This window comes from Umezawaea sp. NPDC059074 (assembly GCF_042738955.1).
In the GTDB taxonomy this organism is placed as follows: Bacteria; Actinomycetota; Actinomycetes; order Mycobacteriales; family Pseudonocardiaceae; genus Umezawaea.
Genome location: NZ_JBHYHC010000204.1, coordinates 1 through 11,745, shown reverse-complemented (window position 1 = coordinate 11,745; position 11,745 = coordinate 1). Strand labels below are relative to the sequence as shown.

The following is an 11,745-nucleotide window of genomic DNA, read 5'->3' as shown; positions in this document are numbered from 1 at the left end:
GGCGAGAACTCGCCAAGGGCCCACGGTCGTGCTCAGGAGTCCTTGCCCTCTTCAGGGCGGCGTTTCGTCTGCTCACCGAGCTTCCGGAGGAAGTCCGGGTCGTCATCGGGCGCGATGACCCGACCACGCGGAGCCGTTTCGAGCCTGTCGGCGCCGAACGCCTTCCAGAGCACCATGAACACGGTGAGCGCACCGATCGCCGCGAGCACGTACAGCATGGTCGCCACCTCCTTTGCCACGACATTACTCGTGACCAGGAGTACGTACGGGAAGCCTTCAGTGGCGCACCGGTTCGGTAGCTTCGGTGGTGAGCTCCGAGAGCAGCGCCTGAACCTCGGACTCGCGGAACCGGCGATGGCCGCCGGGGGTGCGGATCGAACCGATCCGACCGGCGGTGGCCCAGCGGGTCACCGTCTTCGGGTCGACGCGGAACAGGTTGGCGACCTCACCTGGCGTGAGCAGTCGCTCCGGGCCGCTTTGACGACTTACCTGCATGGACGCGGTCACGATCGTCCTCCTCAGATCAGACTTACCGCCCGCATCGTGGCATCTCACCCGTCAGGTACTCGAACACTTGGGTGATGGTAAAGAGGGAGTAAGGGACGAAGTTCGCGGTTCGGACATCCCGCAGGCAGGGCCTAGTCTTGTCCGGTGGACGCTCTTGATCGTCAAATCATCGCCGCGCTGCGCGAGAACGGCCGCGCCACGTACGCCGACCTAGGACGCAAGGTAGGCCTCTCGGCGTCAGCTGTGCATGAACGCGTGGGCAAGCTGGAGGCCACCGGCGTGATCGTCGGCTACCACGCCGTCGTCGACCCCAGCGCCGTCGGACTGGGCGTGACCGCGCTGGTGGGCATCCACCCCACCGACACCGCGGACGACGACGACGTGGCGCTGGAACTGGCCCGCCTGATCGAGGTCGAGTCGTGCTACCGGGTGGCCGGTGACGAGTCGTTCATCGTGAAGGTGCGGGTGGCCACCGTGGACGACCTCGAGCGCGCCCTGGGCAGGCTCAGGCGCATCCACGGCGTCGCCAGGACGCGCACGACGGTCGTGCTGTCGACGAGGTTCGAGGGCAGGCCCAACACCTCGGACGCGGCGTTCGAGCCGGGAGACCTCGGCGCGTAGCCTGGGGAACCGTGCACCTGGGTCGAGATGTGACGCTGTACGTCCTGGCAAGGCTGGGCATGGTCGCCGCGGTGACGGTGCTGCTGATGCTCGTCAACGTCCCGCTGCTGGTCGCCCTGGCCGTGGGCATCGTGGTGGCGCTGCCGCTGTCGCTGTTCGTGCTCAAGGGCATGCGCACGCGCGTGGCCGAGGGCCTGAACGAGCGCGGAGCGGCCCGCCGCGTGGAACGCGAGCGCTTGCGCGCCCAGCTGCGCGGCGAGACCCCCGGCGACGCCACCGCGGCCTGACGCCCCGGCCGCCTCAGGCGTAGACCCCGAAGGTCGACGCCGCCTCGTCGGCCGACTCGTGCAGGACGTCGACCAGCTCCACGGCCTCCAGCCAGCGCTCCGGGATCGCCTCGACGCCGTCCCGAGCCCCGAGGATGTTGCCGCAGATCGACCCGGTCGAGTCGCTGTCCCCGGAGATGTTCACCGCCAGCAGCAGCCCGTCCTCCAGCGACTCGGCGGCCAGCGCCGCGTAGAGCCCGATCGCCAGCGCCTCCTCGCCGACCCAGCCGCCGCCGAACAGCGTCTCCACCAGCTCGGCCGTCGGCCGCTTGCCCCGGCCGCTGAGCTGCACGGCGAGGTCCAGCAGTTCCAGCTGCTCCTCGTGCTCGTCCCACCGGATCAGCTCGCCGCGGGCCTCGGCGGTCGCCTCCTCCAGCGACGCCCCCGCCAGCAGCTGCTGCACGACCACGGCCAGCACCCCGGCGGACAGGAACCCGCTCGGGTGCCCGTGGGTGATCGCCGCCGTGCCCGCGGCCAGCGCGAACACCTCGTCGATGTCCTCCGACCACAGCGCCACGGGAGCCGCCCGCATCACGCCGCCGCAACCCTTGGAGTTGTTGATGTGGTCGCCGGTCGTGCCGAACGCGTCCTTGTCGTACAGCGCGCTCAAGCAGGTCGTGCCCGGCGCCCGCTGCGAGAACAGGCCGGGGTGCCCCAGCAGCCAGCCCTCGGCCTTGACCGGGGGACCGCCCTGCGTGTGCAGCCACCGCCCGTAGGCGGCCCGCACGTCCCACAGCGGGTCCGTGCCGTGCTTGCGGGCCGTCACCAGGCCCTCGAGCGTGAAGAGCGTCATCTGGGTGTCGTCGGTGATCGCCCCGACCTTCCCGTACGCGGGCGCGAAGTCGGTCAGCCCCGACGGCCCGAACCGGGCCCGGATGGCGTCGATGTGCTCGAACTCGATGGCGCCGCCCAGTGCGTCGCCGACCGCGCCTGCGAGAAGTGACCCGCGAAACTTGTCCACGGCGTATCAGTGTCCTCGAAGTTATCGTGCGCCGTGACCAATTCTGTTGACCGATGTTGCAGCCGCACCAGGGACTGGGTCCGCGAGGCCGTCCGGATCATCGACGCCGACGCGAACCGCAGTGCCGACACGCACCTGCTCCACTTCCCGCTGCCGCTGGAGTGGGGCATCGACCTGTACCTCAAGGACGAGTCGACCCACCCGACCGGCTCGTTGAAGCACCGCCTCGCGCGGTCGTTGTTCCTGTACGCGATCTGCAACGGCTGGGTGGTCGGCGGCACGCCGGTGATCGAGGCCTCGTCCGGCTCGACGGCCGTGTCCGAGGCCTACTTCGCCCGGCTGCTGGGCCTGCCGTTCATCGCGGTCATGCCCCGCTCGACCAGTCCCGAGAAGATCGCCCTGATCGAGCGCCAGGACGGCAAGTGCCACTTCGTGGACGAGCCCGGCGCCATCTACGACGAGTCGCGCCGCCTCGCCGCCGAGCTGAACGGCCACTACATGGACCAGTTCACGCACGCCGAGCGCGCCACGGACTGGCGGGGCAACAACAACATCGCCGAGTCGATCTTCCAGCAGATGGAGCTGGAGGCGACGCCGGAACCGGACTGGGTCGTCGTCGGCGCGGGCACCGGCGGCACCAGCGCGACCATCGGCCGCTTCATCCACTACCGCAGGCTGAAGACCCGCCTTGCGGTCGTGGACCCGGAGCACTCGGTGTTCTTCGACGCGTGGTGCGACAGCGACCCGACCCTGGTCGGCACGCGCGGCTCCCGCATCGAGGGCATCGGGCGTCCGCGCGTCGAGCCGTCGTTCGTCGGGCAGGTCATCGACCGGATGTTCAAGGTGCCGGACGCCGCGTCGATCGCCGCCATCCGACACGTCGAGACCGTGCTCGGCAGGCGCGTCGGCGGGTCGACCGGCACGAACCTGTGGGGCGCGTTCCAGATCATCGCCGAGATGCGGGCGTCGCGGGTGCGCGGCAGCGTCGTGACGCTGCTGTGCGACGGCGGTGAGCGCTACGCGAACACCTACTACGACGACAAGTGGGTGGCGGCGCAGGACATGGACCTCTCGCCGCACCTCAAGCGGTTGAAGAAGTTCCGCCGCACCGGGGTCTGGTAGCCGGGAACGGGACGGACACCTGCTGCGTCGCAGCAGGTGTCCAGTCGGAAGGGGATGTTCGGTGAGTTGGCGGACCGCGGAGGTGCTGGCGGCTGAGGACGTCCTGGCCAGGTCGATCGCCGAAGCGGACCGGTCGATGAGGCAGGCGGAGAAGCTGCGCGCCCAGGGCCGTGAACCGTCGGCCGACGACATCCGCCGGGTGATCGCGTTCGCCAGGTCGCCCGCCGCGTCGATGGCGCTCCAGGCGTTGCAGCGGCGGATCTCGGGCGGTCACCTGAGCTGGCGGCAGGTCCTCAGCGGCGAGGCGGGCCACGACCCCGGCGTGCGCGCCGCGCTGGACGCCGACCGCGAGAACCTCGCCGCCCTGTGCCGAGGTGAGACCCCCAAGCCCCCGCCCGTGCGGCGGAGGGACGACGAGGACGGCGACCACGTCGCCATCACCGAGGACGCCTGGTAGGTCAGCTGAGCATGAGCGCGCCACCGACGACGGCCGCCCACAGCAGCATCGCCAGACCGGTGTCGCGCAGCACCGGGATCAACTGCAAGCCCGTCTTGCCCTGCACCACGCGCCTCGCTCCGAGCACCGCGAGCGGCAGCGCCAGGAGGCCGAGCAGCGCGCCCGGCACCCGAACGCCGATCACCAGCGTGATCAGGAACGGCGCCACGACCAGCGCCAGGTAGAGGCGGCGGGTGTCCCGGTCGCCGAGCAGCACCGCGAGCGTCCGCTTGCCCGTCACGCTGTCCGTGGGGATGTCCCGCAGGTTGTTGGCGACCAGCACGGCCGTGGAGAAGCACCCGACCGCCACCGCGGCCCCGATGCCGATCCCGGTCACCTCGCCGGTCTGCACGAACAGCGTCCCGAGCACCCCCATGGGCCCGAAGAACAGGAACACGGCGACCTCGCCGAACCCCGAATACCCGTACGGCTTCGACCCACCGGTGTAGAACCACGCCCCCGCGATGCACAGCACCCCGAACGCGACGAGCCACCAGTACCCGGAGAGCGCGATCAGCACGAGCCCCGCCACCGCCGCCACACCAAGGCAGGCGAACGCCGCGTTCCGCACGGTCACCGGCTCAGCCGCACCCGACCCGACCAGCCGAAACGGCCCAACCCGGTGGTCATCGGTCCCGCGAATGCCGTCGGAGTAGTCGTTGGCGAAGTTCACCCCGATCTGAAGGGCGATGGACACCACCAACGCCAACAACGACATCGTCAACGAGAACCCGCCGATGTTCTGCGCCGCGCCCGCACCGACCAGCACCGGCGCGATCGAGTTCGGCAACGTACGCGGGCGAGTGCCCTCGACCCACTGGGTGACTGTGGCCATGCCGCCCATCTTCGGCCATGACACACAAACCACAGCGAACACCCCGGTTTCGAGACGGTGTCGATCTTGGCGGGGGGCTTGGGGGCTTTCGGCGCGGCGGGGGCATGTCGGTGGTGTGGGTCGTGGGGCGGCTCGTCGGGGGCGGGGCAGTGGCGCGACCAACCGCTTCCCACCATCCGCCGAACGGCCCGTTCACCCAAGCCAGCCGAACGGACCGTTCACCCAGCTCACCCGCCGCGCCAACTCGCCGAACGGACCGTTCACTCAACCCACCCGCTGCGCTAGTCCGCCGAACGGGCCGTTCACCTGGACTGATGCCTGGCGGGGACCTGCTGAATGGACCGTTCACTCGATCTGCCCGCGCCAACTCGCCGAACGGACCTTTCACCCAGCCCAACCCGCCGCGCCAACCCGCCGAGCGGACCGTTCACCCCGACTCACGTCCCGCAGAGACCTGGTGAACGGTCCCCTCATCCCTCCCGCCGCCGATCGAACCTGCCGAGCGGACCTTTCACCCTGCTCGTTCCCGGCCCGGACCTGCTGAATGGACCGTTCACCCAGGTTCTTGGCCGCCCGAGCGCTGGTGAACGGTCCGTTCATCGAGTCCAGCCCGCGACCAGCCCACCCCCGACTCCTCGAACGGTCCGTTCACCCGGTCCGCCCACCCGCCCGAACCCGCCGAACGGACCGTTCACCCAGCCCACCCGTCAAACCCCACCCTCAACAAGCCCCGACTTCCGGCACCCCAGCCAAGTGCGCCGCCCCGAGGTACTTCCCCGTCGACAGCCGGTACCAGACGCTGGACGTCCCCTCCGTCCCCGTCACGCTCTCCCCCTCGACCGAACACGCCACCGACACCCGAGCGTGTTCCGCCACCATCCCCACCTCGGCCGCCCCACCCCGCGGCCCGTTCCGCACCACCGTCAACGCCCGCGCGACCCCGGTAGGCCCGTCCCCGGTCCACAAGAACTGCACCGTCACCCACGAACTGCCGGTCAACCGCAGCCCGTCCCAGAACGTCCCGTCCGCCAGGTCGATCGCCGCCGGGCTGCTCACCTGACGGCCGAACTGGTCCGCCCCGCCGTTGTAGTCGTCCTCGAAAGCCGCTTGGGCCTGGGGCTTTCCTGCGGGCAGGTCGGTCCACATCTCGCGGTCGTCGTTCCAGTAGTCGTCCTTGGTGTTCCACGGCCCCACGTCCCACACCGGGGCCCATTCGCAGCGGCCGTTGGTGGCGCACACGCGCACGGTCAGGTCGCCCGAGTCCCGCCCGGACAGGCCGCGGCGGGACGGGAGGGCGGCGAAGTGGTCGCGGTCGCGGATGACGTGGCCGTTGGCGGTCGTGCCGCCGACCAGGCCTTCCCTCGTGGCGTAGACCCGGAACAGGCGGGCGGCGGTGGCGGCTTCGGCCGGGAGGGCCTGCGCCGCGGTCAGCAGGACCACGGCGGTCACCAGTGCGCGTCTCAACATTGGAGAGAGCCAAGCGGTGGTCGGGCCCGCTCGCCCGCGCTGTCACCCGAACGAGCGGGCCACCGCGGCGCGGTCGACTTTGCCGGGGCCCCGTGTGGGGAGTTCCTTGAGGAACAGCAGGCGCTTCGGGACGGCGGTCCGCCCCACCGACTCGCGGACGGCGGCCCGCAAGGTCTCCTCGGTCGGCGCTTCGCCGGTCGTCACGACGGCGGCCGCGACGACCTGCCCCCACTCGGCGTCCGGGACGCCGACCACGCACACCTCGCGCACCCCGCTGACCGCCGCCATGGCCCGTTCGACCAGCACCGGAGGCACCTTCTCCCCACCCGTGACGATCATGTCGTCCGCGCGCCCGAGCACCTCCAGGGTGCCGTCCGGCCGGAACTGCCCCAGGTCGCCGGTCCGGAACCACGGCCCGGTGAACCGCTCGCCCCGGTACCCCAGCGCCAGCGTCGGCCCGGCCAGTTCGATCCGCCCGCGCGCCAGCCGCAGCCGGACGCCGTCCAGCGGCAAGCCGTCGTACACGCACCCGCCGGACGTCTCGCTCATCCCGTACGTCGTCACCACCCGCACCCCGGCCGCCCGCGCCTCCTCCAGCAGTGGCAACGGGGTCGCCGCGCCGCCGAGCAGCACGCCGTCGAACGACCGCAGCACGTCCACGCCGTCGGCCAGCAGCCGGGCCAGCTGCGTCGGCACCAGCGCGGTGTAGTGCGGCCCCGGCGTGGCCAGCAGCCGCCGGGCGGCGTCGAGGAACGTCGACGCCCGGAACCCCGGCGCGAGGTCAAGCACGACCGGCGTCGTCCCGGCCACCAGCGACCGGACCAGCACCTGCACGCCCGCGATGTGCGTGGCGGGCAGCGCCAGCAGCCACCGCCCGGCCCCGCCGAGCCGCGCGTGCGTGGCCTCGGCGGACGCCCGCAGCGCGGCGGCGGACAGCAGCACGGACTTGGGCGTGCCGGACGAGCCGGACGTGGCAATCACCAGCGCCGCGTCCCGCTCCCAGCCGTCCAGCGGCGTCGGCTCCACGACCGCACCGGCCGCCACCGGCAGCACCGCGGGCCCGGTCCCGTCCAGCGCGGCGCGCAGCCGTTCCAGCAGCAGCGGGACGGGCACGGCCTCGACGACGTCGGCCATCAGAAGTAGTAGGGGAAGTCGGACCAGTCGGGGGTCCGCTTCTCCAGGAACGCGTCGCGCCCCTCCACGGCCTCGTCGGTCATGTACGCCAGCCGGGTGGTCTCGCCCGCGAAGATCTGCTGGCCCACCAGCCCGTCGTCGATCAGGTTGAACGAGTACTTCAGCATCCGCTGCGCGGTCGGCGACTTCCCGTTGATCTCCCGCGCCCACTGGAGCGCGGTGTTCTCCAGCTCGGCGTGCGGCACGACCTCGTTCACCGCGCCCATCCGCTGCATGTCGGCGGCGCTGTACGTGCGGCCGAGGAAGAAGATCTCGCGCGCGTACTTCTGCCCCACCTGCCGGGCCAGGTACGCGGACCCGTAGCCGCCGTCGAAGCTGCCGACGTCCGCGTCGGTCTGCTTGAACTTGGCGTGCTCGGCGCTCGCGATCGTGAGGTCGCACACCACGTGCAGGCTGTGCCCGCCGCCCGCGGCCCACCCCGGCACCACGGCGATGACGACCTTCGGCATGAACCGGATCAGCCGCTGGCACTCCAGGATGTGCAGCCGTCCCGCGCGCGCCGGGTCCACGGTGTCGGCGGTCTCGCCGTCGGCGTACTGGTACCCGCTGCGGCCGCGAATCCGCTGGTCACCGCCGGAGCAGAACGCCCACCCGCCGTCGCGGACCGACGGCCCGTTGCCGGTGAGGAGCACGCAGCCGACGTCGGACGACATGCGGGCGTGGTCCAGCGCGCGGTGCAGCTCGTCGACGGTGTGCGGGCGGAACGCGTTGCGCACCTCGGGCCGGTTGAACGCGATCCGCACCGTGCCCTGGTCCACCGCGCGGTGGTAGGTGATGTCCGTGAGGGACTCGAAGCCGGGGACGGGCTTCCACCTGGACGGGTCGAACAGCTCGGAGATCTCCTGGTCTGCCACGCAAGGGACAATAGGGGGGTGAACCCGTCCACCGCGCAGGCCATGGTGCTCGTCGACGAACTCGTCCGGAACGGCGTCCGGCACGTGGTGCTGAGTCCCGGCTCGCGCAACGCGCCGCTGTCCTTCGCCCTGCACGCCGCCGCGGTGGCCGAACGCTTGACGCTGCACGTCCGGATCGACGAGCGCGACGCGGGGTTCCTCGCGCTGGGCCTGGCGAAGGCGGGCGGTGTCACGGCCGTGGTCTGCACGTCCGGCACGGCCGTCGCGAACCTGCACCCGGCCGTCCTGGAAGCCCGCTACTCGGGCACCGCACTGCTGGTGATCACGGCCGACCGCCCGGTCGAGCTGTACCGGACCGGGGCCAGCCAGACCGTGGACCAGCACGGGATCTTCGGGGCCGCGACGGACACGCTGCACCTGCCGGTGGCCGAGCGCCGCGCGGGCCAGAACGGGATGTGGCGGTCGCTGGTGTGCCGGGCGGTCGCGACCGCCCGCTCGGGCAGGCCGCTGCACGTCAACGTCCCGCTGCGCGAGCCGCTGGTGCCCGACCACGACGAGGACTGGCCGGAGGCGTTGGACGGCAGGCACTTCGACGTGCCGTGGACCCGCGTGGAAACCCGGTCGGTCGTGTCGTCGTCGACCGTCGAGCACCTCGGGCCGCGGACGCTCGTGGTCGTGGGCGACTCGCTCGTGGGGGAGACCGCCGAGCTGGCGTGGCACGCGGGGTGGCCGATCGTCGCGGAGCCGACCGCCGGGTCGGACGGCCCGGTGCTGCGGCACGGGACGCTGCTGCTGAACGCCGGTGAGCTGCCGAAGGAGCTGCGGCCGAGCGCGGTGCTGGTCGTGGGACGGGCGACGCTGTCGCGCGGGGTCCTCAAGCTGATCTCGCGGACGCCCGTGGTGCACGTCCTGTCGCCGGACCTGGACTGGCCGGACCCGGCGTTCGCCGCGACCCACACGTCGACCGAACTGGTCGAGGGTGAGGTGGAGGTCGACCCCGAGTGGCTGGCCGCGTGGCAGGAGGCCGACAAGATGGCCGCTTCGCTGGTGGACGAGGTGTTGGCCGACGAGCCGTGGCCGACGGGGCTGCACGTCGCGCGTGAGCTGGTCGCGGCGTTGCCGTGGGGGTCGCTGCTGTTCCTCGGGTCGTCGAACCCGGTGCGCGATGTGGACCTGGTCGCGCATCCGCGGGCGGATCTTGTCGTGCACGCCAACCGCGGTGGGGCGGGTATCGACGGCAGTCTGTCGACCGCGATCGGATTGGCGTTGGTGCACGGGGCGGGGTTCGCGTTGGTCGGCGACCTGACGTTCCTGCACGACCTGAACGGGCTGCTGATCGGGCCGGAGGAGCAGCGGCCGGATCTGACGATCGTGGTGCTCAACGACGACGGGGGCGGGATCTTCTCGCTGCTGGAGCAGGGTGGGCCTGAGCACGCCGCGTCGTTCGAGCGGGTTTTCGGTACGCCGCACGGGATGGACTTGGCGGCGTTGTGTGGGGGCTACCGGGTTCCGCATCTCTTGGTGGAAAGTGCTGCCGAATTCCGTGAGGCGCTGGGGCCGCCTGTGGGAATCAGAGTTGTGGAGATTCGTACGAATCGTTCCGGATTGCGTGCTTTGCACGCCAGATTGCGGCTCGCCGTCTCAACCGGTTCCACTCCGTAGGAGCCTACGTACGGGGGTATTCGAGGCCTTCCGGGGTGGCTACTTTCCTGCCATGTCCATCAGAGCGAAGATCACGGTCGGGGCGGCGACGGCGTGCACCCTCGCGTTGCTCGCGGGTCCGGCCAGCGCCGCCGCGGCGCCAGGAGCACCCGGAATCGGTGATCCTTACTACCCCAACTCGGGAAATGGCGGGTACAACGCCCTCCACTACGACATCCGGCTCAGCTACCAGCCGACCACCGACAACCTGTCGGGGACGACGACGATTCTCGCGAAAGCCACCCAGGACCTGTCGAAGTTCAACCTGGACTTCCTGCTGAAGGTCTCGTCGGTGCGGGTGAACAACAAGGTCGCGTCCTTCACCCAGGACGGCGGTGAACTGGTCGTCGACCCGAAGGGGACGCTGGCCAAGGGCAGCGACATCACCGTGGTCGTGACGTACTCCGACTCGCCGTCGACGAAATCGGTCGACGGGTACACGGCGTGGAAGCGCACGGCGGTCGGGGCGTTGGCGATCGACGAACCCGACATCGCGCCGTGGTGGTACCCGAGCAACAACCACCCGACGGACAAGGCGACGTTCGACGTGTCGGTGGCTGTGCCGGATGGGGTGGAGGTGATCTCGAACGGGAGGTTGACCGGGACCACCAAGCAGATCAACGGGTGGACTCGGTGGAACTGGCGTAGTACTAAGCCGCAGAACACGTATTCGACGTTTGTGTCGATTGGGCAGTTCGAGATTCGGCAGTCTACTTCGCCGTCCGGGTTGCCGGTGGTTAACGCTTACGCGGAGGGGCTTGGGGAGTTCGAAGGGGCTGCCAAGGCTAGTGTGGAGCGGACTCCGGAGATTTTGGAGTTCGAGGCTGGGAATTTTGGGCCTTATCCGTTTGAGGCTCAGGGTGGGGTGGTGTCCGGGGGGATCGGGTTCGCGTTGGAGAACCAGACTCGGCCGAACTATGACACGGCGTTTTGGCGTCGGGGTGGGAACACTTATGTTGTCGCGCACGAGCTGGCTCACCAGTGGTTTGGTGACTCGGTGTCTGTGCACGGGTGGAAGGACATCTGGCTGAACGAAGGGTTCGCCAGTTATGCCGAGTGGTTGTGGTCTGAGCATGTAGGGGAAGGTACTGCTCAGGAGAACTCGGATTTCGTGTACGACTCGTATGCGGCTGATGATCCGTTCTGGGATGTGTTGCCTGGGGATCCTGGAGCGGCCAACCAGTTCGACGGGGCTGTTTATGACCGTGGGGCGTTGACGTTGCAGGCTTTGCGGGTGGCTGTTGGGGATGAGGACTTCTTCGCTATTTTGAAGAAGTGGACGAAGCAGCACGAGTACAGTGATGCTTCCATTCCGCAGTTCGTGGCGTTGGCTGAGCGGGTTTCTGGTAAGCAGCTTGATGATCTGTTTGCCACGTGGTTGTTCACCAAGGGGAAGCCTGCGGCTGCTCCTGGTGCTGCGGCTGTTGGTGTGGCGGCTAAGAAGGCTGTTGTTGAGCCCAAGTCGCGACAGAAGATCAAGGAGACGCACGAGTTGCTCGCGAAGTCGGAGCGGTGATGCTCCCGTCGGGTGCCCCCTTCCGACAGGGGGTGCCCGACGGGGTTCTTGAGGTGGGTTTGTGTTTGGGGGCTAACCCCCGATTGCGCCAATTATCCCACCCTTTTTCGCTTTGTCAAGGCTGGAAAGACGCCTTGACAAAGCG

Annotated in this window: 13 protein-coding genes; 6 read left to right on the top strand and 7 right to left on the bottom strand. The window is 69.8% G+C overall.

The annotated features are described in order from the left end of the window. Positions 1 to 32 precede the first annotated feature (32 nt). Positions 33 to 218 carry a hypothetical protein gene (locus ACFWW9_RS43730; protein ID WP_390389139.1) on the bottom strand — a complete coding sequence of 62 codons (186 nt, stop codon included), beginning with the start codon at positions 216 to 218 and terminating at the stop codon, positions 33 to 35. A 58-nt stretch (positions 219 to 276) separates the two neighbouring features. Continuing rightward, positions 277 to 495 (bottom strand): BldC family transcriptional regulator, encoded by a 219-nt coding sequence (locus ACFWW9_RS43725; protein WP_259628570.1) that lies wholly within the window; start codon positions 493 to 495, stop codon positions 277 to 279. Between the two features lie 156 nt (positions 496 to 651). On the opposite strand from ACFWW9_RS43725, the gene ACFWW9_RS43720 reads away from it, so the two are divergent. Together ACFWW9_RS43720 and ACFWW9_RS43715 are read left to right on the top strand one after the other, a co-directional pair. Continuing rightward, the gene (locus ACFWW9_RS43720) at positions 652 to 1,128 is read left to right on the top strand and encodes an Lrp/AsnC family transcriptional regulator (protein ID WP_390389136.1); all 477 of its coding nucleotides are present in this window, start codon (positions 652 to 654) and stop codon (positions 1,126 to 1,128) included. Between the two features lie 11 nt (positions 1,129 to 1,139). Continuing rightward, a complete protein-coding gene (locus ACFWW9_RS43715) occupies positions 1,140 to 1,415 on the top strand; it encodes a DUF4229 domain-containing protein (protein ID WP_390389134.1) in 276 nt (91 codons plus the stop codon). A 13-nt stretch (positions 1,416 to 1,428) separates the two neighbouring features. On the opposite strand, the gene ACFWW9_RS43710 is transcribed toward ACFWW9_RS43715, so the two are convergent. Continuing rightward, positions 1,429 to 2,415 (bottom strand): ADP-ribosylglycohydrolase family protein, encoded by a 987-nt coding sequence (locus ACFWW9_RS43710; RefSeq protein WP_390389133.1) that lies wholly within the window; start codon positions 2,413 to 2,415, stop codon positions 1,429 to 1,431. A 33-nt stretch (positions 2,416 to 2,448) separates the two neighbouring features. Here ACFWW9_RS43710 and ACFWW9_RS43705 point away from each other — a divergent pair, with 33 nt between their 5' ends. Beyond that, positions 2,449 to 3,537, top strand: coding sequence for a PLP-dependent cysteine synthase family protein (locus tag ACFWW9_RS43705; protein WP_390389131.1), 1,089 nt, complete (start codon positions 2,449 to 2,451; stop codon positions 3,535 to 3,537). Positions 3,538 to 3,598: 61 nt separating this feature from the next. Next, entirely contained in the window at positions 3,599 to 3,994 is a 396-nt protein-coding gene (locus tag ACFWW9_RS43700; protein WP_390389129.1) for a hypothetical protein, read from the top strand. A 1-nt stretch (position 3,995) separates the two neighbouring features. Here ACFWW9_RS43700 and ACFWW9_RS43695 read toward each other — a convergent pair whose 3' ends face one another. The 4 genes from ACFWW9_RS43695 to ACFWW9_RS43680 all read right to left on the bottom strand — a co-directional run bounded on the left by ACFWW9_RS43695 (position 3,996) and on the right by ACFWW9_RS43680 (position 8,383). Next, complete coding sequence (locus tag ACFWW9_RS43695; protein WP_390389127.1) at positions 3,996 to 4,868, bottom strand: 1,4-dihydroxy-2-naphthoate polyprenyltransferase; 873 nt, start codon at positions 4,866 to 4,868, stop codon at positions 3,996 to 3,998. A gap of 720 nt (positions 4,869 to 5,588) precedes the next feature. Beyond that, a complete protein-coding gene (locus ACFWW9_RS43690) occupies positions 5,589 to 6,335 on the bottom strand; it encodes a hypothetical protein (protein WP_390389125.1) in 747 nt (248 codons plus the stop codon). 42 nt (positions 6,336 to 6,377) lie between these two features. Continuing rightward, positions 6,378 to 7,469, bottom strand: coding sequence for an o-succinylbenzoate--CoA ligase (menE, locus tag ACFWW9_RS43685; protein ID WP_390389124.1), 1,092 nt, complete (start codon positions 7,467 to 7,469; stop codon positions 6,378 to 6,380). Further along, positions 7,469 to 8,383: a 1,4-dihydroxy-2-naphthoyl-CoA synthase gene (locus ACFWW9_RS43680; protein WP_390389122.1), complete on the bottom strand. Its 915-nt coding sequence runs from the start codon at positions 8,381 to 8,383 to the stop codon at positions 7,469 to 7,471. Before ACFWW9_RS43680 ends, menE begins: the two co-directional genes overlap by 1 nt. A gap of 18 nt (positions 8,384 to 8,401) precedes the next feature. On the opposite strand from ACFWW9_RS43680, the gene menD reads away from it, so the two are divergent. After that, positions 8,402 to 10,045, top strand: a complete 1,644-nt coding sequence (gene menD / locus ACFWW9_RS43675; protein ID WP_390389120.1) for a 2-succinyl-5-enolpyruvyl-6-hydroxy-3-cyclohexene-1-carboxylic-acid synthase — start codon at positions 8,402 to 8,404, stop codon at positions 10,043 to 10,045. Between the two features lie 52 nt (positions 10,046 to 10,097). Further along, positions 10,098 to 11,600 carry a M1 family metallopeptidase gene (locus tag ACFWW9_RS43670; protein ID WP_390389118.1) on the top strand — a complete coding sequence of 501 codons (1,503 nt, stop codon included), beginning with the start codon at positions 10,098 to 10,100 and terminating at the stop codon, positions 11,598 to 11,600. Positions 11,601 to 11,745: the final 145 nt, after the last annotated feature.